This window comes from Streptomyces paludis, assembly GCF_003344965.1.
GTDB classification, from domain to species: domain Bacteria; phylum Actinomycetota; class Actinomycetes; order Streptomycetales; family Streptomycetaceae; genus Streptomyces; species Streptomyces paludis.
The window spans coordinates 1426704-1453069 of sequence record NZ_CP031194.1 but is presented as its reverse complement, the minus strand read 5'-3'; the positions used below and the strand labels follow the sequence as shown (position 1 = coordinate 1453069).

Genomic DNA, 26366 nt, shown 5'->3' with positions numbered 1-26366 from the left:
ACCCGCACGACTGACGCACATCCCGGCCACAGGACATGTCAGATCCGGAGGACCCCATGAAAAGCCTACCAACGACGGTCGAGGACAACGGAGGGACGGGAAGTGAACAGAGCTTCCCGGCCAACGCGAACCCGGGCGGCGCGGGCCCGGCGGCCGACGCCGAGGCGGCGCGCCGCCGTCCGCGCCGGGCGGCGATCGCCGCTGCCGCCGGCACCGCCATCGAGTACTACGAGTTCGGTGTCTACAGCTATCTCGCGGTGATCATCGGACCGCACTTCTTCCCCAGCGACGACCCCACCGCCTCCCTCCTGGCCACCCTGGCGGTGTTCGGCAGCGCCTTCCTCATGCGGCCACTGGGCGGCATCGTGCTCGGGCGGCTCGGTGACCGGGTCGGCCGAAAACCGGTACTGATCCTCACCGTCGTGGGCATGGGCACCGCCACCGCCGCCGTCGGACTGCTGCCCACCGCCGGCACCATCGGGGTCGGCGCGCCGATCGCGCTGCTGCTCGTACGGCTGGCGCAGGGATTCTTCGCGGGCGGTGAGGTGACCGGCTCGGCCACGTACCTGGCCGAGTCCGCGCCGCGCGGCAAGCGCGGGTTCTTCGGGGCGTTCACCCCGGTCGGCGTCGCCCTCGGCGGTGGCACCGCCGCTCTGGTGGCCGGGATCACCACGACCGTACTGAGCGAGCGTCAGCTCGACGCGTTCGGCTGGCGCATCCCCTTCCTGCTCTCGCTGCCCCTGATCGCCGTCGCGCTGCTCGCCCGTAACCGCCTGGAGGACTCCGAGACCTTCCTCGCGAAGAAGTCGGAGAAGGCCACGGCCAAGGCGCCGCTGACCGAGGTGCTCACCCAGCACCGCGCCCAGGTGCTCAAGGTGACCCTGCTGGCCATCGGGTCGAACTGCGGCTACTGGGTCGGCCTGATCTTCATGAACATCTACCTCACCACCGATCTCGGCTACTCCAAGTCCTCCACCTTCTGGATCATGGGCGGGATCAGCTTCTTCGTGGCCTGTCTCATGCCCATCTGCGGTGGGCTCTCCGACCGGTGGGGACGTAAACGGCTGATCACCATCGGGTTCACGGGCTACGCGGTCCTGGTCGTTCCCGCCATGCTGGTCATGGGCCTCGGCAGCTTCCCGCTCGCGGTCGCCGCCATGGTCGTGCTCGCGCTTCCCATGCCCATCGTGCAGTCGGTCACGTACCCGACCTACGCGGAGATGTTCCCGACCCGGGTGCGCTACACCGGGCTCTCGTTCAGCTTCAACATCGGCACCATCATCGGCGGCGGGCTCAGTCCGTACCTGGCCACCTGGCTGATCGCCTCCACCGGCAATCTGCTCTCGCCGGGCTATCTGCTGATGGGCGCCGCTGTCATGGCCCTGCTGACGCTGCGCACCGTCAAGGAGACCAGCCGGGCGGAGCTGGCATGACGGCGACCGCCCCCGCCACCCCGGCCGAGCTGCGGCGGCTGATCGCGGCCGGCCGGTGGACCGGGCCCACGGCCGGGCTGCTGGACGGCTACCAGCAGGCGAATCTCGTGATCGTCCCGAAGGACCTCGCGTACGACTTCCTGCTGTACTGCACCCGCAACCCGCGCGCGTGTCCGGTGCTCGCCGTCACCGAGCCGGGCGATCCGGTGATACGGCTCGGGGGAACGGTGGCGGACCTCCGTACCGAGCTGCCCCGCTACCGGGTCTGGCGGCACGGCGAACAGGTCGCGGAACCCACCGACATCACGGAGTACTGGCGCGAGGACGCGGTCGGGTTCCTGCTCGGGTGCAGCCACACCTTCGAGGGGCCGCTGCGCGCGGCGGGGGTGCCCGTCCGTTACGCCGAGGAGTCCGCGGCGCCGCCCGTGTACGTCACACGGCTGCCGACCCGGCCCGCCGGACGGCTGGCCGGGCCGCTGGTCGTCAGCATGCGGGCGATCCCCGCACGGCTGGTCCCGCGCGCCGTCGAGATCACGTCCCGCTACCCGGCGGGACACGGCGCGCCCGTGCACATCGGTGATCCGGCCGTGCTCGGCATCACCGACCTCGCCCGGCCGGACTTCGGGCCCCCGCCGGTCGTCGAACCCGGCGATGTGCCGGTCTTCTGGGCCTGCGGGGTCACTCCGCAGCTGGCCCTGCCCGCGGTCCGGGCCGCGTACACGATCACGCACTACCCGGGCCACATGTTCGTCTTCGACCACACCGTCGACGCGGGGCCGGACGAGGAACTCCCCCTCGCGGCGCGGGGCGGGCCGTAGACACGGTCCGCCCCGCGCCGGGCGCGGCGGTTACACCTTGCGGAGGTGGAAGGTGAGGGTCAGGGACTCGTCCGTGAACGGGTCGCCGTAGGTGCCGTCGGGGGCGCCCTCGGCGAAGTCCGTGGCCAGCACCTCGTCGGAGATCAGCGGGGTGTGCGCGGTGAGGGCCTCGGTGGTGTCCGGGGCCGTCGCCGTCCAGCGCACCGCGATCCGGTCCGCCACATCGAGACCGCTGTTCTTACGGGCCTCCTGGATGAGGCGGATCGCGTCACGGGCCAGCCCCGCCAGCCGGAGTTCGGGGGTGATCTCCAGATCGAGGGCGACCGTCGCGCCCGCGTCGGAGGCCACCGACCAGCCCTCGCGCGGGGTCTCCGTGATGATCACCTCGTCCGGGGCGAGCGGGACGTGCTCGCCGTCCACCGTCACCGACGCCGTACCCTCGCGCAGCGCGGCGGAGAGAGCGGCGGCGTCCGCCTCCGCGACGGCCTTGGCGACGGCCTGGACGCCCTTGCCGAAGCGCTTGCCCAGCGCGCGGAAGTTCGCCTTCGCCGTCGTGTCGACCAGCGAGCCGCCGACCTCGGAGAGCGTCGCCAGCGAGGAGACGTTCAGCTCCTCGGTGATCTGGGCGCGCAGCTCGGGGGAGAGCGCCTCGAAGCCGGTCGCCGCGATCAGCGCGCGGGAGAGCGGCTGGCGGGTCTTCACCCCCGACTCGGCGCGGGTCGCGCGGCCCAGCTCGACCAGCCGCCGTACCAGCGCCATCTGCTGGGAGAGCGCCGGATCGATCGCGGCCAGGTCCGGCTCCGGCCAGGACGCCAGATGTACGGACTCGGGCGCGTCCTCGGTGACGGGCACGACCATGTCCTGCCAGACCCGCTCCGTGATGAACGGGGTCAGCGGCGCCATCAGCCGGGTCACCGTCTCCACCACGTCGTGCAGCGTGCGCAGCGCCGCCTTGTCGCCCTGCCAGAAGCGGCGGCGCGAGCGGCGCACGTACCAGTTGGAGAGATCGTCGACGAAGGCCGAGAGCAGCTTGCCGGTGCGCTGGGTGTCGTACGCCTCCAGGGCGTTCGTGGTCTGGTCGACCAGCGCGTGCAGCTCGCTCAGCAGCCAGCGGTCCAGGATCGGGCGGTCGGCCGGCGCCGGGTCGGCCGCGCTGGGCGCCCAGCCGGACGTACGGGCGTACAGCGCCTGGAAGGCCACCGTGTTCCAGTAGGTCAGCAGCGTCTTGCGGACCACTTCCTGGATCGTGCCGTGGCCGACCCGGCGCGCCGACCACGGGGAGCCGCCGGCCGCCATGAACCAGCGGACCGCGTCCGCGCCGTGCTGGTCCATCAGCGGGATCGGCTGGAGGATGTTGCCCAGGTTCTTCGACATCTTCCTGCCGTCCTCGGCCAGGATGTGGCCCAGGCAGACGACGTTCTCGTAACTCGACTTGTCGAAGACCAGTGTGCCGACCGCCATCAGCGTGTAGAACCAGCCGCGCGTCTGGTCGATGGCCTCCGAGATGAACTGCGCCGGGTAGCGCTTCTCGAACAGGTCCTTGTTCTGGTACGGATAGCCCCACTGCGCGAACGGCATCGAGCCCGAGTCGTACCAGGCGTCGATCACCTCGGGGACGCGGGTCGACAGCTGTCCGCAGCCCTCGGTGGGGCAGCCGAAGGTGACCTCGTCGATGAACGGGCGGTGCGGGTCGAGACCGCTCTGGTCGGTGCCCGTCAGCTCGGTCAGCTCGGCGCGCGAGCCCACACAGGTCAGATGGTTCTCCTCGCAGCGCCAGATGGGCAGCGGGGTGCCCCAGTAGCGGTTGCGGGAGAGCGCCCAGTCGACGTTGTTGTTCAGCCAGTCGCCGTACCGGCCGTGCTTGACGGAGTCGGGGAACCAGTTGGTCCGCTCGTTCTCCGCCAGCAGCCTGTCCTTGACGGCCGTCGTACGGATGTACCAGGACGGCTGCGCGTAGTAGAGGAGGGCGGTGTGGCAGCGCCAGCAGTGCGGGTAGCTGTGCTCGTACGGAACATGGCGGAAGAGCCGGCCGCGCGCCTTCAGGTCCTCCGTGAGCGCCTCGTCGGCCTTCTTGAAGAAGACCCCGCCGACCAGCGGGACATCCTCCTCGAAGGTGCCGTTGGGGCGGATGGGGTTCACCACCGGGAGGCCGTACGCGCGGCAGACCAGGAGGTCGTCCTCGCCGAAGGCGGGGGACTGGTGGACCAGACCCGTACCGTCCTCCGTCGTCACATACGTGGCGTTGACGACGTAGTGCGCCTCGGCCGGGAAGTCGATGAGCGCGAAGGGACGGTCGTAGGTCCAGCGCTCCATCTCGGCGCCGGTGAAGGACTGGCCGGTGGTCTCCCAGCCCTCGCCGAGCGCCTTGCCGACCAGCGGCTCGGCGACGACCAGCCGCTCCGTGCCGTCCGTGGCGACCACGTACCGCACCTCGGGGTGCGCGGCCACGGCGGTGTTCGAGACGAGGGTCCACGGGGTGGTCGTCCACACCAGCAGCGCGGCCTCGCCCGCGAGGGGTCCCGAGGTCAGCGGGAAGCGGACGAAGACGGAGGGGTCGACGATCGTCTCGTACCCCTGCGCCAGCTCGTGGTCGGAGAGGCCGGTCTCGTCGCGCGGGCACCAGGGGGCCACCCGGTGGTCCTGGACCAGCAGGCCCTTGTTGAAGATCTCCTTCAGCGACCACCAGACGGAGTCGACGTACTCCGGGTTCATGGTGCGGTACGCGTTGTCCAGGTCCGTCCAGTACCCCATGCGGGTCGTCAGCTCGGAGAACGCGTCCGTGTGGCGGGTGACGGACTCGCGGCACTTGGCGTTGAACGCGGCGATGCCGTACGCCTCGATGTCCTTCTTGCCGGTGAAGCCCAGCTCCTTCTCGACGGCCAGCTCCACGGGCAGCCCGTGACAGTCCCAGCCCGCCTTGCGGGCGACGTGATAGCCGCGCATGGTGCGGAAGCGGGGGAAGACGTCCTTGAAGACACGGGCCTCGATGTGGTGCGCGCCGGGCATGCCGTTGGCGGTGGGCGGGCCCTCGTAGAAGACCCACTCGGGGCGGCCCTCGGACTGTTCGAGGCTCTTGTCGAAGACCTTGTTGTCACGCCAGAAATCGAGCACCGCGTGCTCCAGCGCGGGCAGGTCGACCTGGGCGGGCACCTGGCGGTACTGCGGCGGGTTCACTGATGTCATCGGGCGCTTCCTCCGGCGGAACTGTGGCAACTCCGTCGGAGGGACGAGAGCCAGGCTCCCGCGGTACCACCCTCCTTGGCCGCGGACGGGACTCCGTCCGTGACCCCCTCATTGGGGCAGCGCTGCCGGTTCTACTCGCTGCCGGGCCCGCGCGGGCGGGTCCGGTGGCTTTCTTCCGGCGGCTCAGGGGTGATGCTCCACCTCGCGCTCTGCCCCCGGGCTCGCACCGTCCCCGGGTCGCTCATGGCCGCGTACGACGCTGCTTGTCCCCATCCACGCCTTTCGCTGCGCCCAGTGTACGGGGAGGGGCGGCGCGGGGCCGACCGGATTTCCGGGGCCGGGGCGGGGCCGACCGGTCGAACGTATGACCCGAACGGTTATACCGGCCGGGCAGGACGCGGGCGGCCCGCGTGGCGGCGGATTACCGGGCGGGGAGCTGGGCACAACGGATGGAGGCCCGTTTCGCGCGGCGGAGAGGGGCCTGAGCGGCGGCGTGCCCCGTTGCCGCGGGGCTGGGGTCGATTTATCGTCCCCAGCACGATTCGCGTGCGATATCACCACATGTGAAGGGGCCGCGGCCATGGTGGCGAAGAAGACGGCGGCCAAGAAGGCGGCAGCGGAGAAGCCGGTGGCCAAGAAGGCAGCGGCCAAGAAGACGGCGGCCAAGAAGACGGCGGCCGGGAAAACGGCGGCCAAGAAGGCGGTAGCGAAGAAGGCGGCCGCCGGGAAGACCACGGCGAAGAAGACCACCACTGCGAAGAAGGCCGCGTCCGCGGCCGGCCGGGCGGCCGAGGCCGCTGAACAGACGGGAGCCAAAAAGGTGGCAGCCAAGAAGACCGCGGGCAGGCGTACGGCGGCGGGAGCGGGCGGGGCCGGGGTGGCGACCGCCGTCGCGGCGGCCGGTGCCGCGACCTCCCCGGACGAGCTGCCGGTACGGCCCGGCGAGGATCCGTGGACCCCGGAGGAGGTCGCGTACGCGCGCGCCGAGCTGACGGGCGAGATCGTCCGCCTCCAGGCCGAGATCGCCACGTCCGAGACCTCGCTGGCCGGGCTGATGCGCGACTCCGGGGACGGCGCGGGCGACGACGACGCGGACACCGGCACGAAGAACATCACGCGCGAGCACGAGATGTCCCTCGCGGCCAACGCCCGCGAGATGCTGGAGCAGACCGAGCGGGCCCTGCTCCGGCTCGACGCGGGCACCTACGGGCTGTGCGAGATCTGCGGCAAGCCGATCGGAAAGGCCCGTATGCAGGCGTTCCCGCGGGCCACCCTCTGTGTGGAGGACAAGCAGAAGCAGGAACGCCGGGGCTGATGGCGAACGTGTGTGCCGGGTCCCGTGCCGTACCCTCGTCCTCAGTCGGCACCTAGGTTTGAGGGACTCACGTGGCAGAGGCGGAGCGGGTCATCGGTACGCCGGAAGTGGATGACGAGACGGCGGCCCCGGCCGGGCAACCCCGGGGGAAGCGCAGGATCGCTGTGCTTCTCACGGTCGCCATCCTCGCGTATCTGCTGGACCTCGGCAGCAAGATGCTCGTGGTGGCCAAGCTGGAGCACCAGGAGCCGATCCGGGTGATCGGCGATCTCCTGAAGTTCCAGGCGATCAGGAACGCGGGCGCCGCGTTCGGCATCGGCGAGGCGTTCACCGTGATCTTCACGACCATCGCGGCGACCGTCATCGTGGTGATCGTCCGGCTCGCGCGCAAGCTCTACAGCCTGCCCTGGGCGATCGCGCTCGGGCTGCTCCTCGGCGGCGCGCTCGGCAATCTCACCGACCGGATCTTCCGCTCGCCGGGCATCTTCCAGGGCGCGGTGGTGGACTTCATCGCCCCCGCGCACTTCGCGGTCTTCAACCTCGCGGACTCGGCGATCTGCTGCGGCGGGGTCCTGATCGTGATCCTGTCGTTCCGGGGGCTCGACCCCGACGGGACCGTCCACAAGGACTGAGACCTTCCACAAAGACCGAGGCCACTGAGGCTGCCGGTCCGGCCGGGTGTAGCTACAAGGCATACTCGACAGGTGAGCTTTCCCGAGATCAGAACGCTGCCCGTGCCCGATGGACTGGAGGGCGAGCGCGTCGACGCCGCCATCGCCCGTATGTTCGGGTTCTCCCGGACGAAGGCGGCGGACCTCGCCGCCGCCGGGAAGGTCCAGGTCGACGGCGCCGTCGTCGGGAAGTCCGAGCGGGTCAGCGGCGGCGCCTGGCTCGAAGTCGAGATGCCGCCGGCCGCCGCGCCGGTGCAGATCGTGGCCGAGCCCGTCGAGGGCATGGAGATCGTGCACGACGACGACGACATCGTCGTGATCGTCAAGCCGGTCGGCGTGGCCGCGCACCCCAGCCCCGGCTGGACCGGCACCACCGTCATCGGCGGCCTCGCCGCGGCCGGCTACCGCATCTCCACCTCGGGCGCGGCCGAGCGCCAGGGCATCGTGCACCGGCTGGACGTCGGCACCTCGGGGCTGATGGTCGTCGCCAAGTCGGAGCGCGCGTACACCCTGCTCAAGGCGCAGTTCAAGGAGCGCGTGGTCGACAAGCGCTACCACGCGCTGGTCCAGGGCCACCCCGACCCGATGAGCGGCACCATCGACGCGCCCATCGGCCGCCACCCGAACCACGACTACAAGTGGGCGGTCACGGCCGAGGGCAAGCCCTCCGTCACGCACTACGACCTCATCGAGGCGTTCCGCTCGGCCTCCCTGCTGGACATCAAGCTGGAGACCGGCCGTACGCACCAGATCCGTGTGCACATGTCCGCCCACCGGCACCCCTGCGTGGGCGATCTGACCTACGGCGCCGACCCGACGCTGGCCAAGCGGCTCGGGCTGACCCGGCAGTGGCTGCACGCGGTCCGGCTCGGCTTCGAGCACCCGTCGGACGGCCAATGGGTGGAGTTCGCCAGCACCTACCCCGCCGACCTCCAGGGCGCGCTGGACAGGGTCCGGGCGGAGAGCAACGCGTGAGCGCGCCCGGCGCACCGTCCCCGTACCCGTACACCCTGCGGGTCGCGACGGACCCCGCGGACATCGAGGCGTGCTTCGCGGTCCGCAAGGAGGTCTTCGTCGTCGAGCAGGGCGTCGCCGAGGAGCTGGAGTACGACGGCCGTGACACGGCGGCGCTCCAGGTGCTGGCCGTACGGGACGACGGACTGCCGCTGGGCACCGCGCGGCTGCTGTACGGGCCGGAGGCCGCCGACCGTACGGGCGGGGACCCGGCCACCGGCGCGCTGGGCCGGCTGGCGGTCGGCAGGGCGGCCCGCGGTCTCGGGATCGGCGCCGCGCTCGTCCGGGCCGTCGAGGACGCGGCGCGTGAGCGAGGTCTCACCACCGTCGATCTGCACGCGCAGTCGCATGCGCTGGGCTTCTACGAACGGCTCGGATACACCGCGTACGGCCCGGAGTTCCTGGACGCGGGCATCGCGCACCGCTCGATGCGCAGGGACATCTGAGGCCGGTTCCGGGTACCCCCCTGGCCGGTTTCCGCCCCGGCCCATGGCAGGCTTGAGTCTTGATCACTCGCGTCGCCCTCCACCGCAGGGCTTGAGGTTGAGACCACCGGAGGGCCCACCGTGGACCAGTTGGCACTGCTGATCGTGCTCCTGCTCGGGGCGGTGCTGACCGTGCCGCTCGGTGACCGGCTGGGGCTCCCCTCGCCGGTCCTCATGACGATCGTCGGCGTCATACTGGCGCTGCTGCCCTTCGTCCCCAATGTCCAGGTGCCGCCGGAGTTCATTCTTCCGCTGCTGCTGCCGCCCCTGCTCTACGCCGCCGTGCAACGCACGTCCTGGCGGCAGTTCACGGCGAACCTGAGACCGATCTTCCTGCTGGCCGTCGCGCTCGTCTTCGTGACGACCGCGGCCGTGGCGGCCGTCGCCAACTCCATCGTGCCCGGGCTGCCGATCGCCGCCGCGATCGCGCTCGGCGCGCTCGTCGCCCCGCCGGACCCGGTGGCCGCCACGGCGGTGGCCGGCTCGTTGGGCCTGCCCCGGCGGCTGGTCTCGATCCTGGAGGGCGAGGGGCTCTTCAACGACGTCACCGCGATCGTGCTCTACCACGTGGCGATCGCCGCGGCCGTCTCCGGCACCTTCTCCTGGCCCAGCGCGGTCGGCTCGCTCGTACTGTCGGCCGTGGTGGCCGTGGTGGTCGGGCTCGCCCTCGGCTGGCTCACCAACAAGCTGATGTCGCTGCTCGGCGACGCGACCCTCCAGATCGGGCTCTCGCTCCTGGTGCCGTTCGTCGCGTACGTACTGGCGGAGGAACTGCACGGCTCCGGGGTGCTCGCCGTCCTCACCATCGCGCTCTTCCTCGCCACCCACACGGCGGACGCCGACAACGTGATGGGGCGGCTCGCGGGCAACTCCTTCTGGGAGGTCATCGACACCCTGGTGACCGGGGTGGCGTTCGGGCTGATCGGGCTGGAACTGCACAACGCGTTCGGCGCGGCGACCGGCCGGGGCTGGGAGATGCTCGGCTGGGGCGCGGCGGTCGTCGCCGTCGTCGTGTTCGTCCGGCTGCTCTGGCTGCTGCCCGCCACCTGGCTGGCCAAGCGCATGCACAAGCTGCGCGACTACGACGAGGAGATCCCGACCAGCTGGCGCGAGACCGTCGTCATGTGGTGGGCCGGGATGCGCGGGGTGGCGTCGGTCGCGCTGGCGCTGGCCATTCCGCTGGAGACCGACAGCGGCGAGCCGTTCCCCGGCCGTGAGGAGATCATCTTCATCGCCTTCGCGGTGATCATGGCCACGCTGGTCGTCCAGGGGCTGACGCTGCCCTGGCTGGTGAAGCGGCTGGGCGTACGGGCCGACACGAACGCCGAGCACGAGCTGGAGCACGCCTTGGCGGTGCGCGCGGCGAAGGCGGCCAAGGGGCGGCTCAAGGAGATCGAGAGGGTCGAGGAGCTGCCGGAGGAGATCAGCGAGCGGCTGATGCGCGCCGCCGCCGACATCGGGCTGCGGATCAGCCCCGACCTCGCCGACGACGAGCGGCGCGAGTGGGTCGCCAAGCGCGTGGACCGCATCAAGACCGTCCAGCGGATCCAGCGGGAGATGATGTCGGCGGCCCGGCACGAGGTGCTGTCGGCGCGCAACGAGCCGGGCTCGGACCCGGAGATCGTGGACCGGGTGCTGCGGCACCTGGACGTCCGCAGCATGCACTGAGCACGGTGGATCAGCCCCGGTCGGGGCTGGACTCCCGGCGGGGCTCCGGGTGGGGCTCCGTACGGGGCGGCTCGTCGCGGGGGCCGGGCAGCTCGGGGGCCGCCGCGTCCGCCCCGGCCCCCGGCAGGGCGTACGGGTGCCGCTCCACCAGCCAGGCGATCATCCGCTCCCGTACCGCGCAGCGCGCCGTCCACAGGTCGTCCGCGTCCTTGGCCGTCACCACCGCGCGTACCTCCATGGCCGACGCGTCCATGCCCGTGACGGACAGGCTCCAGGACCGGCCGTCCCAGGCCGGGCAGTCCAGCAGGATCTCGTGCAGCCGCTCGCGCAGCAGCGGCACCGGCGCCCGGTGGTCCAGCTGGAACAGGACCGTGCCGGTCAGCTGGGTGCCGCCGCGCGACCAGTTCTCGAACGGCTTGCCCGTGAAGTACGACACCGGCATCGTGATCCGCCGCTCGTCCCAGGTCCGTACCGCCAGGAACGTCAGAGTGACCTCCTCGACGACGCCCCCCTCGCCATCCACCACCACCGTGTCCCCGATCCGCACCATGTCGCCGAAGGCGATCTGGAACCCCGCGAAGAGATTGCCGAGCGTCGACTGCGCGGCCACCCCCGCGACGATGCCGATGATGCCCGCGGAGGCCAGCAGCGAGGCGCCGATCGACCGCAGATCGGAGAAGGTCATCAGGATCGCCGCCACCGCCACCACGATGACCATCGCCGTGACGATCCGCATGATCAGCGTCACCTGCGTACGGACCCGGCGCAGCCGCGCCGGGTCCCGTGTCGAGGACGCGTAGCGCGCGTACGCCGACTCCACCACCGCCGACGCGATCCGTACCACCAGCCACGCGCCGGCCGCGATCAGCACGAGCGTCAGCGCCTGGCCGATGGCGGCCTGGTACGTCTCGACGACCGTCCACCGCGTCTGGCGGTACGTGCTGCGCAGCGCGGCGGTCAGCAGCAGGACCTGGAGCGGCAGCCGGCAGCGGCGCAGCAGCCCCCACAGCGGGGTCTCGGGGTGGCGGCCGTCCGCGCGGCGGAGTACGAGGTCGACGGCCCAGCCCAGCGCCAGGGTGAGCAGGGCGGAGCCGCCGAAGACGATCAGCGGGCGCAGCAGGTGTTCCATGGCTCTCGGGTCTCTCCCGGTCTCTGGGGCTGAGGGGGGTGGTGCGGGGGCTGAGCGGCGGGGCTGAGCTGCGGGGCGGTGCGGCGGGGCTGGCAGGATGTCCGGATGGACATCATGCTCTTCCACTCGGTCTACGGTCTGCGCCCCGCGGTGCGGGAAGCCGCCGACCGGCTGCGCTCCGCCGGGCACGAGGTGCGCGTGCCCGACCTCTTCGACGGGGAAACCGTCTCCAGCGTGGAGGAGGGCAAGGAGCTGAAGGACCGGATCGGCAAGGACGAGCTGCTGCGCCGCGCGGTCCTGGCCGCCGCGCCCTACTCCGAGCGCGGCCTCGTCTACGTCGGTCTCTCGCTGGGCGGCTCGATCGCGCAGAATCTGGCGCTGGGCGACGAGAAGGCGCGCGGGCTGCTCCTGCTGCACGGCACGTCGGACATCGCGGAGAGCGCGTCGGTCGACGATCTGCCCGTACAGCTCCATGTCGCGGACCCGGACCCGTTCGAGTCGCACGACTGGCTGTCGTCCTGGTATCTGCAAATGCGGCAGGCGGGGGCGGATGTGGAGATCTACCGGTATCCGGGGGCCGGGCATCTGTACACGGACCCGGAGCTGCCGGACTACGACGAGCAGGCGGCGGAGGAGACCTGGCGGACGGGGCTCGCCTTCATCGACTCGCTGTAGCCGTCCCCGCTCATCCGGAAGGCCCGGACGGGCGGGACCCCGCGTCCCCAAGGGGGAGCGGGGTCCGTGGGCGGCCCGGGTCAGCCCTTGAGGGCCGCGGTGAGGGCCGTGTCGAAGTCGGCGACCGTCATGGGCGGGTTGTCGCTGCCCGGGGCGGTGAGCTTCTTGCCGTCCATCTTCAGGGTCGGGGTGCCCTGGACGCCGCTCTTGTCGAAGGTGGCGGACATCTTCATGGCCCAGGCGTCGTACGTCCCGTTCTTGATGTCGTCCTGGAACGCGGTGTTGTCCTTGAGCGCCTTCACCGAGTCGGCCACCTCGATGAGATAGCTGTCCTTGGCGAACTTGTCGTCGCGCTCATCCGGGTGGTACTTCGTCGAGTAGAGCGCGGTCTTGTACTCCAGGAACGCCTCGGGGCTCACATTGAGGGCCGCGCCGAGTGCCGACAGGGCCTTCTTGGAGCCGGTGCCGTTGTCGGAGTTGTCGATGAAGGTCGCGCCGATGTACTTGATCTTGAACTTGCCGGACTCGATGCCGCTCTCGACGGTCGGGCCGACCGTCTGCTCGAACTGGGCGCAGACCGGGCAGCGGGAGTCCTCGTACAGTTCGAGGGTCTTCTTGGCGGTCGACTTGCCGATGACGACGGTCGTGCCGTTCGTGCCCTCGGTGTTCTTCGGGGCGACGACGGTCTTCTCGTCCTTCATGGCCTCCCAGTGGGAGGGCTTGTTGCCCTGGACGACGGCGTAGCCGACGCCCCCGGCTATCGCGAGGACGGCGAGGGCGGAGACGCCGACGACGACCTGGCGGCGGACCTTGTCCTTCTTGGCCTGCCGCTCGCGCTCCAGGCGCAGCCGCTCACGGGCGGCGGCCTTGCTGGACTGGTTGTTGCGTGCGCTCATGCTGGTTCACTCCGTGTGATGACGTGGTGGTGGTACGACGGGACGGCCGGGGAGGCTCAGACAGTGCCGAGCGCGGGGCGCGGCGGCCCCCGCCGTCGTACGGAGTGCACCAGGAAGCGGGTGGCGGCGGGACGCGGCCGGTCCGCCGGGCGGGGACCGCGCCGTACGGTCCGTACGGCGCCGGTGGCGCTCGCGGCGACCGCGGTCAGCAGCGGCCGGAAGGCGGCGGCCCCGGCCGCCCGGACGAGCCGGCACAGCGCCCGCTCGCCGTGCCGCAGCCAGAGCGCGGCGGCCAGCCCGATCGAGACATGGACGGCGAGCAGCAGCCAGGGCAGCGCCGGGTCCGGGGAGTTCAGCAGGGCCGCCGCGGTGGAGTCCGCCGGGACCACGCCGGGCAGCGGCGTACCGGCGGCCGGGCCGCCGAGCGCGCCGCCGCACAGGACGTCGAGGCCGACCGCGCGCAGCGAGCCCGCCACGGGACCGCCCGCCGGGCCGTAGCAGACGCGCTGGCCGCTGGTGAAGACCGTGTCCGCGGCCAGCTCCAGGGGCACGACCAGGGAGGCGATCCGCCAGAAGCCCCGCTCGCGGCCCGCCGCCGCGTAGGCGGCCAGGAACACCACGCCGCTCAGCGCGGCCACCACGGACAGCGGCAGCGGGACGCGGGAGAGCAGCACGTGGGAGCCCGCGGACAGCGTCACGACCAGGGCCGTGAAGAGTGCTGCCCGCGCCGCTCTGAGCCGCGTCCCGGATATGTCCATCGTCGCCGAGTGTGCCATGCGTCCCGGTAAACGGTCCCTAAAGGACCAGCGGGGCCGCTCTTCTAGAGACAAAGCGGGGCCGCTCCTCTAAAGGACCAGCGGGGCCGCCCGGCGGTCCAGGCGGCCGTTGCGGAACAGGTCCACGAAGATCTGGTGGTCCGCCCGGGCCCGCGCCCCGTAGGAGTGCGCGAAGTCCACCAGCAGCGCGCCGAAGCCGTCCTCGTCGGCCGCGATCGCCGCGTCGATCGCCCGCTCCGTGGAGAACGGCACCAGCGAGTGGCCGCTCTCGTCGTCCGCCGCCGCGTGCATCGTGGCCGTGGCCCTGCCGAGGTCGGCGACGACCTCCGCGATCTCCTCCGGGTCGTCCAGCTCCGACCAGTCCAGATCCACCGCGTACGGCGAGACCTCCGCCACCAGCTGCCCGGCGCCGCCCAGCTCCGTCCAGCCCAGCCACGGGTCGGCGTGCGCCTGGAGGGCCCGCTGCGAGATCACCGTGCGGTGCCCCTCGTGCTGGAAGTACTCGCGTACGGCGCGGTCGGGGATGTGCCGGGCCGCCGCCGGGGACTGCGCCTGCTTCAGATAGATCACGACATCGTTCTCCAGGGCGTCGCTGCCGCCCTCCAGCAGGATGTTGTACGAGGGCAGCCCCGCCGAACCTATGCCGACCCCGCGGCGGCCGATGACGTCCTTGACCCGGTAGGAGTCCGGCCGGTTCAGGCTGGACTCGGGGAGGGTCTCCAGATAGCCGTCGAACGCCGCGAGGATCTTGTACCGGGTGGCCGCGTCCAGCTCGATCGCGCCGGCGCCGGGCGCGAAGCGCCGTTCGTAGTCGCGGATCTCGGTCATCGAGTCCAGCAGCGCGAAGCGGGTGCGCGAGCGCGCCGAGCGCAGGGCGGCGAGCAGCGGGCCCTGCGCCGTGTCCAGGGTGAAGGGCGGCACCTCGTCGTCCTTGGCGCCGGTCGCCAGCGCGTGGATCCGCTCGCGGTAGGAGCCCGCGTAGATCTCCACCAGCTCCGTGATCACCTCGTCGCTGAGCGCCTTCGTGTGGCCGATCAGCGAGAGGGAGGCGGCGAAGCGCTTGAGGTCCCAGGTGAACGGGCCGATGTACGCCTCGTCGAAATCGTTGACGTTGAAGACCAGCCGCCCGGTCGCGTCCATGTATGTGCCGAAGTTCTCGGCGTGGAGATCGCCGTGGATCCACACCCGGCCGGTCCGCTCGTCGAGATACGGGCCCGCCGCCCGGGACTCCGCCCGCGTCTGCTCCAGATCGCGGTAGAAGAGGCAGGCCGTGCCCCGGTAGAAGGCGAAGGCGGAGGCGGCCATCTTCCGGAACTTCACCCGGAAGGCAGCCGGATCAGCCGTCGACAACTCCCCGAACGCCGTCTCGAAAACGTCGAGGATCTCTTCGCCGCGCTGCTCGTCAGCTGCGTCCACGGGTCGCGGGACCGACATCGCTGGGTGCCTCCTGGTGCCTGACAAATCGGATGGACGTACAGGTGCATATGGGTACGGAGTACGGAAAACAAGCCGTGAGCGGAGCGGCCGGGAGCGGCACGCCGCACCCGGAGAGGCAACGCCCGGCGCTCGCCGCGAGTGCCCGTCGGCGGCGGCTTTCGCGACGTAGACTTCCCAGCTGTCCCACCCGGCCGCCGCCGGCCCACCGGCCCCGGAGGCCGCTTTCGGGGCACCCCCGTGTCGTCCGCTCGTTGGAGGCCCCCGCCGTGACCAAGCCGCCTTTCACCCATCTGCATGTGCACACCCAGTACTCGCTGCTGGACGGTGCCGCACGGTTGGGGGACATGTTCAAGGCGTGCAACGAGATGGGCATGACGCACATCGCGATGACCGACCACGGCAATCTGCACGGCGCCTACGACTTCTTCCACCAGGCGAAGAAGGCGGGCGTGACGCCGATCATCGGTATCGAGGCGTATGTGGCGCCCGAGTCGCGGCGGTTGAAGCGGAAGGTGCAGTGGGGCCAGCCGCACCAGAAGCGGGACGATGTCTCCGGTTCCGGCGGTTACACCCACAAGACGATCTGGGCGGCGGACCGGACCGGGCTGCACAACCTCTTCCGGCTCTCCTCGGACGCGTACAAGGAGGGCTGGCTCCAGAAGTGGCCGCGGATGGACCGGGAGACCATCGCGAAGTGGTCCGAGGGCCTGATCGCCTCGACCGGCTGCCCCTCCGGTGAACTCCAGACCCGGCTGCGGCTCGGCCAGTTCGACGAGGCGGTCCAGGCCGCCTCCGACTACCAGGACATCTTCGGCAAGGACCGGTACTTCCTGGAGCTGATGGACCACGGCATCGAGATCGAACGCCGGGTCCGTGACGGGCTGCTGGAGGTCGGCAAGAAGCTCGGCATCCCGCCGCTGGTCACCAACGACTCGCACTACACCTACGCGTCGGAGGCCACCGCCCACGACGCGCTGCTGTGCATCCAGACCGGCAAGAACCTCTCCGACCCCGACCGCTTCCGCTTCGACGGCACCGGCTACTACCTCAAGACCACCGACGAGATGTACGCCGTCGACTCCTCCGACGCCTGGCAGGAGGGGTGCGCCAACACCCTGCTGGTCGCGGAGCAGATCAACACCGAGGGCTGGTTCCAGGAGCGGAACCTGATGCCGAGGTTCGAGGTGCCCGAGGGATTCACCGAGGTCTCCTGGTTCCGCGAGGAGACCATGCGCGGCATGGCCCGCCGCTTCCCGAACGGCATTCCGGAAGACCGGATGCGCCAGGTCGAGTACGAGATGGGCATCATCATCGACATGGGCTTCCCGGGGTACTTCCTCGTGGTCGCCGACTTCATCATGTGGGCCAAGAACAACGGCATCGCGGTCGGCCCCGGCCGTGGCTCGGCGGCCGGCTCGATCGTCTCGTACGCCATGGGGATCACCGACCTCGACCCGATCGAGCACGGACTGATCTTCGAGCGGTTCCTCAACCCCGAGCGCATCTCGATGCCCGATGTCGACATCGACTTCGACGAACGCCGGCGCGGCGAGGTCATCCGGTACGTCACCGAGAAGTACGGCGAGGACAAGGTCGCCATGATCGGGACCTACGGCAAGATCAAGGCCAAGAACGCGATCAAGGACTCCGCGCGCGTCCTGGGCTACCCGTACGCCATGGGCGACCGGCTCACCAAGGCCATGCCCGCCGACGTCCTCGGCAAGGGCATCGACCTCAACGGCATCACCGACCCCAAGCACCCGCGCTACAGCGAGGCGGGCGAGATCCGGGGGATGTACGAGAACGAGGCGGACGTCAAGAAGGTCATCGACACCGCGAAGGGTGTGGAGGGCCTGGTCCGGCAGATGGGTGTGCACGCGGCCGGCGTGATCATGTCCAGCGAGACGATCACCGACCATGTGCCGGTCTGGGTGCGGCACACCGACGGGGTGACGATCACGCAGTGGGACTATCCGCAGTGCGAGTCGCTCGGCCTGCTGAAGATGGACTTCCTCGGGCTGCGCAACCTGACGATCATGGACGACGCCGTCAAGATGGTGAAGGCCAACAAGGGCGTCGAACTCGACCTGCTCGGCCTGCCGCTGAACGACCCGAAGACCTACGAACTGCTCTGCCGCGGTGACACGCTCGGCGTCTTCCAGTTCGACGGCGGCCCCATGCGCTCGCTGCTGCGCCAGATGCAGCCCGACAACTTCGAGGACATCTCCGCCGTCTCGGCCCTCTACCGGCCGGGCCCGATGGGCATGAACTCGCACACGAACTACGCGGAGCGCAAGAACGCCCGCCAGGAGATCACCCCGATCCACCCGGAGCTGGAGGAGCCTCTCAGGGAGGTCCTCGGGCTCACCTACGGTCTGATCGTCTACCAGGAGCAGGTACAGAAGGCCGCCCAGATCGTCGCGGGCTACTCGCTCGGCGAGGCCGACATCCTGCGCCGGGTGATGGGCAAGAAGAAGGCCGACGAACTGGCGAAGAACTTCGTCCTCTTCGAGGCCGGCGCCAAGAAGAACGGCTTCTCGGACGCGGCGATCAAGGCGCTGTGGGACGTGCTGGTGCCGTTCGCCGGATACGCGTTCAACAAGGCCCACTCCTCCGCGTACGGCCTGGTCACCTACTGGACCGCGTACCTCAAGGCGAACTACCCCGCCGAGTACATGGCGGCGCTGCTGACCTCGGTCAAGGACGACAAGGACAAGTCGGCGGTCTACCTCAACGAGTGCCGGCGCATGGGCATCAAGGTGCTGCCGCCGAACGTCAACGAGTCGCAGTCCAACTTCGCCGCCCAGGGCAGCGATGTGATCCTCTTCGGTCTGACGGCGATCAGGAACGTGGGCCAGAACGTGGTGGACTCGATCATCCGCTGCCGCAAGGCGAAGGGGAAGTACGCCACCTTCCCCGACTTCCTCGACAAGGTCGAGGCGGTCGTCTGCAACAAGCGGACCGTCGAATCGCTGATCAAGGCGGGCGCGTTCGACGAGATGGGCCACACCCGCAAGGGGCTGGTCGCCCACCACGAACCCATGATCGACAATGTGGTGGCCGTCAAGCGCAAGGAGGCCGAGGGGCAGTTCGATCTCTTCGGCGGCGGCGACGAGGAGTCCAGCGAGCCCGGTTTCGGACTCGACGTCGAATTCTCCGATGTCGAGTGGGACAAGTCGTACCTCCTCGCGCAGGAGCGCGAGATGCTCGGCCTGTACGTCTCCGACCACCCGCTCTTCGGTCTGGAACACGTCCTGTCCGACAAGTCCGACGCGTCGATCTCCCAGCTCACCGGCGGTGAGCACGCGGACGGCGCCGTCGTCACCGTGGGCGGCATCATCTCCGGCCTCCAGCGCAAGATGACCAAGCAGGGCAACGCCTGGGCCATCGCCACGGTCGAGGATCTGGCCGGCTCCATCGAGTGCATGTTCTTCCCCGCGACCTACCAGCTGGTCTCCACCCAGCTCGTCGAGGACACCGTCGTCTTCGTCAAGGGCCGTCTCGACAAGCGCGAGGACATCCCCCGGCTCGTCGCGATGGAGATGCAGGTCCCCGACGTGTCGAACGCGGGGACGGACGCGCCGGTCACGATCACCATCCCGACGGTGAAGCTCACCCCGCCGATGGTCAGCAGGCTGGGCGAGATCCTCAGCCACCACCGGGGCAACTCGGAGGTACGGATCAAGCTCCAGGGCGCCCGCAAGACCACGGTCCTGCGGCTGGACCGGCACCGGGTACGGCCTGATCCGGCGCTCTTCGGGGACCTGAAGGTGCTGCTGGGGCCGGCCTGCCTGGCGGGATAACCGGGACAGGCGGGAGAGGTAAGACAGGCGGGACGGGCGGGGATTCGGCCCGTACGGCCTGGACGTGGGACGAGGGGCGCGCCCGGCGGATTTTCCGCTGCCGGGTGCGCCCCTCATCCGTTCGCGCCGCCGCGTCAGTTGTGGCCGAAACGCTTCTGACGGCCCTTGCGCGCCACGTCAGAAGGCGTTATCTGCGACAGCCGCTGATCGCTGCGGTCCTCCATGGACGAGGACCTCGACTCCTCGGCTCCGCGCTCCGACTCCGAACGGGGTTGCTGCTTATGACCGCGATCGCGATTCTTGTGCTTGGCCATGGCGATGCCTCCTGCGGGATGCTCGGGGGATTTCCGAGGGCCTGGGGCCGCACCCAGACTCACATAGCCAATGGAATGCCGCATTTTGGATCATTGCGGTATGTAGTGGTTCCCTCGTCAACAAGCCGGTCGGTCCTGCGCCACGCCGATGATCGAGTTCCGGACGTCAAGGTGCTGACCGTCGGGCAGACTCGAAGGAAACCCGAGGTTCCCGAGAGAAGGTGGAACACGTGGACCGCTGCGTCGTCCTGGTGGACGCCGGCTATCTGCTGGGCGCCGCCGCGAGTCTCCTCGCCGGAGAACCGGCCCGTTCCCGCATCACCGTCGACCACGCCGCCCTCATCCAGGGCCTGCGCGAGCGCGCCGAGGCCGATACGGAACAGCCGCTGCTCCGTATCTACTGGTTCGACGGCGCCCCCGACCGGGTGCCGCAGCCCGAGCACCGGCGGCTGCGCGTCATGCCGCGCGTCACCGTCCGGCTCGGCGCGCTGACCCGCAGCGACGGGCGCTGGGCGCAGAAGGGCGTGGACGCCGCGATGCACGCGGAGCTGACCGAACTGGCCAGGAACCGGGCCTGCTCGGACGTGGTCCTCGTGACCGGGGACGGCGATCTGCTGCCCGGCCTGATGTCGGCCAAGGAGCACGGCGTCGCCGTCCATCTGTGGGCCGTCCAGGCCGCCGACGGCGACTACAACCAGTCCGAGGACCTGGTGGCCGAGGCCGACGAGCGGCGGGTGCTCGACCGGGCGTGGATCACCAAGGCCGTACGCGCCAAGGACTTCGGCGGCGTTTGCGCGCCGCCTCCGGCGCCCCGTCCCGAGATCGCCGCGATCCTCTCCGCGCCGCTGCCCGAATCGGCGCTCGCCGCGTCGGCGGAGCGCGCCGCGCACGCGCCGGCGGGGGAGGGGCGAGAAGGGCCGGACGCGCGGCCCGCCGCCCGCGACACCGGGCCCCGGTCCGGCGCGGCCGACGCGGCTGACACGGGGGCGCGGCCGGGTGCGGCGGCCGGGGCGGTGGCCGAAAACGGTACGGGCGCGGGTGCCGGTGCCGGTACGCGCGGGGTCCCCACGCCCAAGGACCTGGCGGGCCTGCGCGCCCCCGCCACCGACCGGGCCCCGGCGGGCGGGCCCTCGCCGGCCGACGGCCGCGCCGACCGGCCCCCGGCGAGCGCCACGCTCCGCTGGTCCTCCGACCGGGGCTGGATCGAACGCCCCGGCGCCGGTACGGCGGGCGAGCCGGCCGAGTCGGCGTCGCTGCCGACGCTGGCCCAGCTCACCAGCGCGGAGCAGCGGTGGGCCGACCGCGAGGAGGACATCACGACGGTCGGCGGCGATCCGTTCGAGGTCGGCCAGGTCTTCGCCCGCCGCTGGATGGAGCGGCTGCCGGAGAGCGGCCATGTCCAGAAGCTCTCCGTCATGTACCCCCGGGTCCCGCACCGCATCGACGGCGAACTCCTGCGCTACGCGGCGCGCTTCGGGCTGCTGGCCCACAAGGACGATCAGATCGACGAGCACGACCGGTACGCGATCCGGGCCGGTTTCTGGCGCGAGATCGACGTACGGGCGGCGGCGGAGAACGTGAACGCGGCGCCGGGAGCGTAGTCGGCGCGGCGGCGCGGCCGTGCGCCGGGTGCCGGGCGGGCTGCGGGTTTTCCGGGATTTCCGCCCCGCCGCCCGGCGTGAGGGCCGGGACCCGTAAGGTCGTTGCTCGTGAGTACGGTGTGTGTGGTGCGCGATCTGGTCAAGACGTACCCCGCCGCGCGGGGCGGCAGAGGGCGTCCGGGGACACCGGCGGTGCGGGCCACCGACGGGATCTCCCTCGATGTGCGGCGCGGCGAGATCTTCGGTCTCCTCGGGCCCAACGGCGCGGGCAAGTCCACGCTCGTACGCCAGCTCACCGGCCTTATGCGGCCCGACTCCGGCGCTGTCGAACTCCTCGGGCACGATCTCGTACGCCACCCCGAACGCGCCTCCCGGCTGGTCGGCTACCTCGGCCAGGAGTCGGCCGCGCTCGACGAACTGACCGTCTCCCTCGCCGCCGAGACCACCGGCCGGCTGCGCGGGCTCACGCTCAAGGCGGCGCGTGCCGAGCGGGACGAGGTGCTCGACGAGCTGGGACTGACCGAGATCGCCAGCCGTCCGCTGAAGAAGCTCTCCGGCGGCCAGCGGCGGCTGGCCTGCTTCGCGGCCACGCTGGTGGGAGAGCGGCCCGTCCTCGTCCTCGACGAGCCCACCACCGGCATGGACCCCGTCGCACGGCGCGCCGTGTGGACGGCGGTGGACCGGCGGCGGGCCGACCACGGCGCGACGGTTGTGCTCGTCACCCACAACGTCATCGAGGCCGAGACCGTCCTCGACCGGGTCGCCGTGCTGGACCGCGGCCGGGTCATCGCCTGCGACACCCCGTCGGGGCTGAAGGAGCAGGTCGCGGGCGAGGTACGGGTCGAGCTTGTCTGGCGCGAGCGCGCCCCCCTCGACGTCCCCGAGGTCGCGGCGCTCCGCGGCTCGGCGCAGGAGTCCGGGCGCCGCTGGGTGCTCCGCCTCGCCCCGGACGAGGCACGCGCGGCGGTCGCGGCGGTGACGGGCGGCCGGGCCTTCGCGGCCCTGGACGACTTCACACTGGCGACACCGAGCCTGGAGGACGTGTACCTGGCGCTCGGCGGACAGACGAGAAAGGGCCTGGTGAAAGCGTGAGCGCGGGGCCGGCTGGAGTCGGCTGCACGACGGGGCGGGCCGGCACGGCCTTGCGGGCCGGGGCACGGTCCCCACGGCCCCACGGCCCGGCCCGCGCGGCGAGCCAGGGCCACCGCGCTGCCGGTGCGCGGCACCGCGGCGCCGGTGAGGGCGCTCGGCCGGGGCATGACCTGCTCGGCACGCGCGCGTGCCGCGCTGCCGGGCTTGACCGCGTACGTCCGGAGCGGGGTCGTGTTCTGCGCGGGTCGCGCGCGTGCCGCGTTGGCGGGCTTGCTTGGGTGTGCCCGGAGCGGTGGTGTGTTCCGCGCGGGTCAGGCGCGTGCTGTGCTGCCGGGCAGGGGCCTGTACGCCCGGAGTTGGGGCGTGTCCTGGACGGGTCGCGCGTGTGCCGAGCTGCCGGGCTTGCCCGCGTACGTCCGGAGTGGCGGCGTGTTCTGAGCGGTACGCGTGCGTGTCGTGCTGCTGGGCTTGCCCGTGTGCGTCCGGAGCGGGGTCGTGTTCTGCGCGGGTCGCGCGCGTGCCGCGTTGGCGGGCTTGCTTGGGTGTGCTCGGAGCGGTGGTGTGTTCCGCGCGGGTCAGGCGCGTGCTGTGCTGCCGGGCAGGGGCCTGTACGCCCGGAGCTGGGGCGTGTCCTGGACGGGTCGCGCGTGTGCCGCGCTGCTGGGCTTGACCGCGTACGTCCGGAGTGGCGGCGTGTTCTGGACGGTACGCGTGCGTGTCGTGCCGCTGGGCTTGCCCGCGTACGCCTCCAGCGGTGGCGTGTTCTGCGTGATTCGCGCGCGTGCTGGGTTGTTGGGCCTGGCCTCGTACGCGTGTGCGCTCTGCGTGCTGCCCGGCTCGCACGCTCGGAGCGTGGTTGCCTCGCGTCGGTGTGGCCTGTTTTCGTCCGCCGGGTGGGCCGTGCCGGGTTGTCGGTCGGCGGAGGTTCTCGTTCCGGGGGGCGGTGGTGTCCGGGCCCGGGGTGTGGTCGGTACCGTAGCCCGGCCATCACTCGTACGTCCGTACCGAACAGGAGCAGCGTCAGGTGAGCATCGTGCCCGCGGAGGCCGTGTCCGGGAGAGTCCGGCGCGTCGGCGAGAGTGCCGGCGCGAGCGACGGACGGGCGGCGGAGGACGGGGGGCCCGCTCCGCTGGCTCCCCGGGCCCGGCTGCTGCCCTCGCTCGCCGCCGTCTACCGCGCACAGCTGTCGCGGGCGCGGGTCGCCCGGATCCCGCTGCTCTTCGTGGCGACCTTCCAGTCCGTCGGGATCATGATCCTGATGCGCGGGGTCGTCGACGGGGGCGGTGAGGCGCGGGCGGTCGTCGCCGGGTCGAGCGTGCTCGTCGTCGCGTTCGTGGCGCTCAACCTCCTCGCCCAGTACTTCGGCCAGCTGCGCGCCGGCGGCGGGCTCGACCACTACGCGACGCTGCCCGTGCGGCCCGCGGCGGTCGTCCTCGGCGCGGCGGGCGCGTACGCCTCCTTCACGGTGCCCGGCACGGCGGTCACGGCCGTCACCGGCAGTGTGCTCTTCCAGCTGCCGCTGACCCATCTGTGGATCCTCGTCGCGGTCATCCCGCTGTCGGGCGCGGCCCTCGCCGGCCTCGGCGCGGCCTGCGGGCTGCTGGCGCCGCGCCCGGAACTGGCCACGCTCCTCGGCCAGCTGGGGATGTCGGCGGCGCTGCTGCTGGGCGTGCTGCCCGCCGACCGGCTGCCCGGCCCGGTCGGTTACGCGCGGGATCTGCTGCCCTCCACGTACGGCGTCGAGGCGCTCGCCCGTACGTTCGACGCGCACCCCGACTGGTCGGCCGTCGCCTTCGACCTCGGGGTCTGCGCGGCCGTCGGCGTCTGCTCGCTCGCCGTGGCGACCTGGGCCTACCGGCGGGCCGCGGTCCGCTGACCCCACCGGCGCGGCGACCGATGCGGCGACCTGCCGCCGGGCCTGGCACGATGGCACAGTGACAGCACCCCTGACGCCGCCCCACCAACCGCCGCCGCACGAGCCGCCGCACGAATCGCCGCGCGACGATCCCTGGCAGACGCCGCCGGACGGGGCGACGCCGTACCCCGTGGCCGAGGCGGACAAGGGGGCCGACAGCGACTTCGACCTGAAGACCGAGCTGCGGCAGGGCGTCGTGGTGCTGGTCGCGGTGACCGTGGTGGGGCTGCTGCTCGGGCTGCTGTGGGTGTGGCTGGCGCCGCGCGTGCCGCTGATCTCCGACGAGTCGGCCGTCTTCCTCAAGGACACGGAGAGCGAGGAGGCGATCGCCGCCGACGGTACGTTTCTTCTGCTGGCGCTCGGCTTCGGCGCCCTCAGCGCCGTGCTCGTCTTCCTCTTCCACCGGCGCGGCGGTATCGCGACCGTCGCCGGGCTCGCGGTGGGCGGTGTGCTCGCCTCCGTCCTCGCCTGGAAGTTCGGTGTCCGGCTCGGCCCGACGACGGACGTGGTCGCGCACGCCAGGGCCGTCGGCAAGGGCGTCACCTTCGACGCGCCGCTCGAACTCCAGGCGAAGGGCGCGCTGCTGGCCTGGTCCGTCGCCGCGATGGTGGTGCATCTCGCGCTGACGGCCCTGTTCGGGCCGCGCGACCCGAGCCCGCAGTGGGAGTGGGGGCCGCAGCCCGCGCAGCCGTACGACCCGCAGGTGGCGCAGGCACCTCAGACACCTCAGGCGTCGCAGGGATCGCAGGTGTCCCAGCCACCGGTTCAGACACCTTCGGACGCTCAGGGCGAGGACGGCTCCAAGCCCGCGCGCGGGCTGCTGCGGCGCCGCCGGTGAGGCGCGGGGCCGTCGCTCGCGGCCCCGCCCGTCTATCTGCCGATCGGCGCCAGCACCGCGCCCGTCAGCGTCGCCAGGTCCGCCGGGGACAGCTCCACCTCAAGGCCCCGGCGGCCCGCCGAGACACAGACCGTGGCGTGGTCCCCGGCCGACGCGTCCACGACCGTACGCAGCCGCTTGCGCTGGCCCAGCGGTGAGATACCGCCGCGTACATAGCCCGTCGTCCGCTCGGCCGCCGCGGGGTCGGCCATCGCCGCGCGCTTGCCGCCGACCGCCGCCGCCAGCGCCTTGAGGTCGAGCGAGCCCGCGACCGGTACGACCGCCACCGTCAGCTCGCCGTCGACCTCCGCGACCAGCGTCTTGAACACCCGCTCCGGGGACACCCCCAGCGCCCGCGCCGCCTCCTCGCCGTACGAGGGCGAGGCCGGGTCGTGTTCGTACGCGTGCAGGGTGAACGCCGTACCGGCCGCGGTCAGCGCCACCGTCGCCGGGGTGCCGCCCGTCTGCTGCTTCCTGGATTTCTTCGCCAAGGCCCTGGCTCCGTCCCTCTCGCCGTCGCTTCAGTTCTGGCAGAGCGGCGCGTGTGTCAGATCCACCGCCGGCAGCGACGGGAGGTGCCGTACCACCGCCGTCTCGGACCGCAGCAGCGTCAGCTCCGCCCGCAGCCGCTCCGCGACGTCCGGTGCCTCCAGCAGCCGCTGGCGGGTCGGGATGTCCAGCACCGCCGCCGCCGCGACCAGGTACGACACCACCGACGGTTCGTGCGGCAGGTCGTCGCTCCGGGACAGCGAGCGCTCCCGGGCCCCGGCCAGCCGCTTCTGGTAGCTCTGGAAGGCCCGCAGCACCCCCTCGGCGAGCGTCCCCGCGCCCTCGCCCGTCTCCTCGGGCAGCTCCTCCAGCTCGCCCGTCAGATACGGGCCGCTCGCGTCGACCGATCGCAGCCGGACCCGGGTGGTGCCCGTGGCGATCACCTCGAAGCTGCCGTCGGGCCGCTCGCGGATCGTCGCCGCGTCCGCGACGCATCCGACGGGGTGGAGGGCGGCGAGCGGGTCGGGGCCGAAGCCTGCCGCGGGGCCGCGTTCGGGCCGGGCGTTGCCGTCCGGCATGCCGGGCGCGGTCACGGCGACTTCGTGTCCGTCGCGGATGGCGACCACGGCGAAGCGGCGCGGCTCGGACTCGTCCGTCTTGAGCAGCTCGCGCATGATCGCGCGATAACGCTCCTCATAGACGTTCAGGGGCAGCACGAGGCCCGGGAAGAGCACCGCGTTCAGCGGGAACAGAGGGAGGCGAGCGGTGGTCACAA

At 71.5% G+C, this 26366-nt stretch carries 21 protein-coding genes; 13 read left to right on the top strand and 8 right to left on the bottom strand.

Translation table 11 applies throughout. From position 1 onward, the window contains the following. Nucleotides 1–56: 56 nt before the first annotated feature. Complete coding sequence (locus DVK44_RS06300) at nt 57–1433, top strand: MFS transporter (RefSeq protein WP_114658734.1); 1377 nt, start codon at nt 57–59, stop codon at nt 1431–1433. Next, nucleotides 1430–2251, top strand: coding sequence for a putative hydro-lyase (locus tag DVK44_RS06295; protein ID WP_114658733.1), 822 nt, complete (start codon nt 1430–1432; stop codon nt 2249–2251). Before DVK44_RS06300 ends, DVK44_RS06295 begins: the two co-directional genes overlap by 4 nt. Before the next feature lie 30 nt (nt 2252–2281). Here DVK44_RS06295 and ileS read toward each other — a convergent pair whose 3' ends face one another. After that, entirely contained in the window at nt 2282–5425 is a 3144-nt protein-coding gene (ileS, locus tag DVK44_RS06290; RefSeq protein WP_408055388.1) for an isoleucine--tRNA ligase, read from the bottom strand. Nucleotides 5426–6014: 589 nt separating this feature from the next. Here ileS and DVK44_RS06285 point away from each other — a divergent pair. The 5 genes from DVK44_RS06285 to DVK44_RS06265 all read left to right on the top strand — a co-directional run bounded on the left by DVK44_RS06285 (nt 6015) and on the right by DVK44_RS06265 (nt 10587). Further along, on the top strand, nt 6015–6749 hold the full coding sequence (locus DVK44_RS06285) for a TraR/DksA family transcriptional regulator (protein WP_114658731.1): 735 nt from the start codon (nt 6015–6017) through the stop codon (nt 6747–6749). Nucleotides 6750–6820: 71 nt separating this feature from the next. Next, nucleotides 6821–7381, top strand: coding sequence for a signal peptidase II (gene lspA / locus DVK44_RS06280; RefSeq protein ID WP_114658730.1), 561 nt, complete (start codon nt 6821–6823; stop codon nt 7379–7381). Between the two features lie 72 nt (nt 7382–7453). Then, entirely contained in the window at nt 7454–8395 is a 942-nt protein-coding gene (locus DVK44_RS06275; protein WP_114658729.1) for an RluA family pseudouridine synthase, read from the top strand. Further along, the gene (locus tag DVK44_RS06270; protein ID WP_228447009.1) at nt 8392–8880 is read left to right on the top strand and encodes a GNAT family N-acetyltransferase; all 489 of its coding nucleotides are present in this window, start codon (nt 8392–8394) and stop codon (nt 8878–8880) included. Before DVK44_RS06275 ends, DVK44_RS06270 begins: the two co-directional genes overlap by 4 nt. Before the next feature lie 120 nt (nt 8881–9000). Next, nucleotides 9001–10587 carry a Na+/H+ antiporter gene (locus DVK44_RS06265; protein WP_114658727.1) on the top strand — a complete coding sequence of 529 codons (1587 nt, stop codon included), beginning with the start codon at nt 9001–9003 and terminating at the stop codon, nt 10585–10587. A gap of 10 nt (nt 10588–10597) precedes the next feature. Here DVK44_RS06265 and DVK44_RS06260 read toward each other — a convergent pair whose 3' ends face one another. Continuing rightward, the gene (locus tag DVK44_RS06260; RefSeq protein WP_114658726.1) at nt 10598–11716 is read right to left on the bottom strand and encodes a mechanosensitive ion channel family protein; all 1119 of its coding nucleotides are present in this window, start codon (nt 11714–11716) and stop codon (nt 10598–10600) included. A 105-nt stretch (nt 11717–11821) separates the two neighbouring features. On the opposite strand from DVK44_RS06260, the gene DVK44_RS06255 reads away from it, so the two are divergent. Continuing rightward, nucleotides 11822–12391 (top strand): dienelactone hydrolase family protein, encoded by a 570-nt coding sequence (locus DVK44_RS06255; RefSeq protein ID WP_114658725.1) that lies wholly within the window; start codon nt 11822–11824, stop codon nt 12389–12391. An 80-nt stretch (nt 12392–12471) separates the two neighbouring features. Here DVK44_RS06255 and DVK44_RS06250 read toward each other — a convergent pair whose 3' ends face one another. The 3 genes from DVK44_RS06250 to DVK44_RS06240 form a co-directional block, all read right to left on the bottom strand. Further along, on the bottom strand, nt 12472–13287 hold the full coding sequence (locus DVK44_RS06250) for a DsbA family protein (protein WP_114658724.1): 816 nt from the start codon (nt 13285–13287) through the stop codon (nt 12472–12474). Between the two features lie 56 nt (nt 13288–13343). Then, the gene (locus DVK44_RS06245) at nt 13344–14045 is read right to left on the bottom strand and encodes a hypothetical protein (RefSeq protein ID WP_114664938.1); all 702 of its coding nucleotides are present in this window, start codon (nt 14043–14045) and stop codon (nt 13344–13346) included. 87 nt (nt 14046–14132) lie between these two features. Further along, the gene (locus DVK44_RS06240; protein ID WP_114658723.1) at nt 14133–15497 is read right to left on the bottom strand and encodes a DUF2252 domain-containing protein; all 1365 of its coding nucleotides are present in this window, start codon (nt 15495–15497) and stop codon (nt 14133–14135) included. A gap of 269 nt (nt 15498–15766) precedes the next feature. Here DVK44_RS06240 and dnaE point away from each other — a divergent pair, with 269 nt between their 5' ends. Beyond that, on the top strand, nt 15767–19303 hold the full coding sequence (gene dnaE / locus DVK44_RS06235; RefSeq protein ID WP_114664937.1) for a DNA polymerase III subunit alpha: 3537 nt from the start codon (nt 15767–15769) through the stop codon (nt 19301–19303). A gap of 134 nt (nt 19304–19437) precedes the next feature. On the opposite strand, the gene DVK44_RS06230 is transcribed toward dnaE, so the two are convergent. Then, the gene (locus DVK44_RS06230) at nt 19438–19617 is read right to left on the bottom strand and encodes a hypothetical protein (protein ID WP_114658722.1); all 180 of its coding nucleotides are present in this window, start codon (nt 19615–19617) and stop codon (nt 19438–19440) included. A gap of 221 nt (nt 19618–19838) precedes the next feature. On the opposite strand from DVK44_RS06230, the gene DVK44_RS06225 reads away from it, so the two are divergent. From DVK44_RS06225 to DVK44_RS06210, 4 genes are all read left to right on the top strand, one after another. Beyond that, nucleotides 19839–21218 (top strand): NYN domain-containing protein, encoded by a 1380-nt coding sequence (locus DVK44_RS06225; RefSeq protein WP_114658721.1) that lies wholly within the window; start codon nt 19839–19841, stop codon nt 21216–21218. A gap of 117 nt (nt 21219–21335) precedes the next feature. Beyond that, the gene (locus tag DVK44_RS06220; protein WP_181957610.1) at nt 21336–22310 is read left to right on the top strand and encodes an ABC transporter ATP-binding protein; all 975 of its coding nucleotides are present in this window, start codon (nt 21336–21338) and stop codon (nt 22308–22310) included. Between the two features lie 1024 nt (nt 22311–23334). Next, nucleotides 23335–24186 carry an ABC transporter permease gene (locus DVK44_RS06215; protein ID WP_114658720.1) on the top strand — a complete coding sequence of 284 codons (852 nt, stop codon included), beginning with the start codon at nt 23335–23337 and terminating at the stop codon, nt 24184–24186. A 58-nt stretch (nt 24187–24244) separates the two neighbouring features. Then, nucleotides 24245–25063, top strand: a complete 819-nt coding sequence (locus DVK44_RS06210) for an ABC transporter permease (protein ID WP_228447008.1) — start codon at nt 24245–24247, stop codon at nt 25061–25063. A 32-nt stretch (nt 25064–25095) separates the two neighbouring features. On the opposite strand, the gene ybaK is transcribed toward DVK44_RS06210, so the two are convergent. Together ybaK and DVK44_RS06200 are read right to left on the bottom strand one after the other, a co-directional pair. Beyond that, nucleotides 25096–25593, bottom strand: a complete 498-nt coding sequence (ybaK, locus tag DVK44_RS06205) for a Cys-tRNA(Pro) deacylase (protein WP_114658719.1) — start codon at nt 25591–25593, stop codon at nt 25096–25098. A gap of 30 nt (nt 25594–25623) precedes the next feature. Further along, a complete protein-coding gene (locus DVK44_RS06200; protein WP_114658718.1) occupies nt 25624–26364 on the bottom strand; it encodes an LON peptidase substrate-binding domain-containing protein in 741 nt (246 codons plus the stop codon). Between the last annotated feature and the right edge of the window lie 2 nt (nt 26365–26366).

Bases quoted from the DNA above. Each gene is read 5' to 3' on its own strand.
- DVK44_RS06300 (WP_114658734.1), top strand. From the start codon at position 57: ATGAAAAGCCTACCAACGACGGTCGAGGACAACGGAGGGACGGGAAGT.
- DVK44_RS06295 (WP_114658733.1), top strand. From the start codon at position 1,430: ATGACGGCGACCGCCCCCGCCACCCCGGCCGAGCTGCGGCGGCTGATC.
- DVK44_RS06285 (WP_114658731.1), top strand. From the start codon at position 6,015: ATGGTGGCGAAGAAGACGGCGGCCAAGAAGGCGGCAGCGGAGAAGCCG.
- DVK44_RS06260 (WP_114658726.1), bottom strand. From the start codon at position 11,716: ATGGAACACCTGCTGCGCCCGCTGATCGTCTTCGGCGGCTCCGCCCTG.
- DVK44_RS06255 (WP_114658725.1), top strand. From the start codon at position 11,822: ATGGACATCATGCTCTTCCACTCGGTCTACGGTCTGCGCCCCGCGGTG.
- DVK44_RS06250 (WP_114658724.1), bottom strand. From the start codon at position 13,287: ATGAGCGCACGCAACAACCAGTCCAGCAAGGCCGCCGCCCGTGAGCGG.
- DVK44_RS06245 (WP_114664938.1), bottom strand. From the start codon at position 14,045: ATGGACATATCCGGGACGCGGCTCAGAGCGGCGCGGGCAGCACTCTTC.
- DVK44_RS06240 (WP_114658723.1), bottom strand. From the start codon at position 15,497: ATGTCGGTCCCGCGACCCGTGGACGCAGCTGACGAGCAGCGCGGCGAA.
- DVK44_RS06230 (WP_114658722.1), bottom strand. From the start codon at position 19,617: ATGGCCAAGCACAAGAATCGCGATCGCGGTCATAAGCAGCAACCCCGT.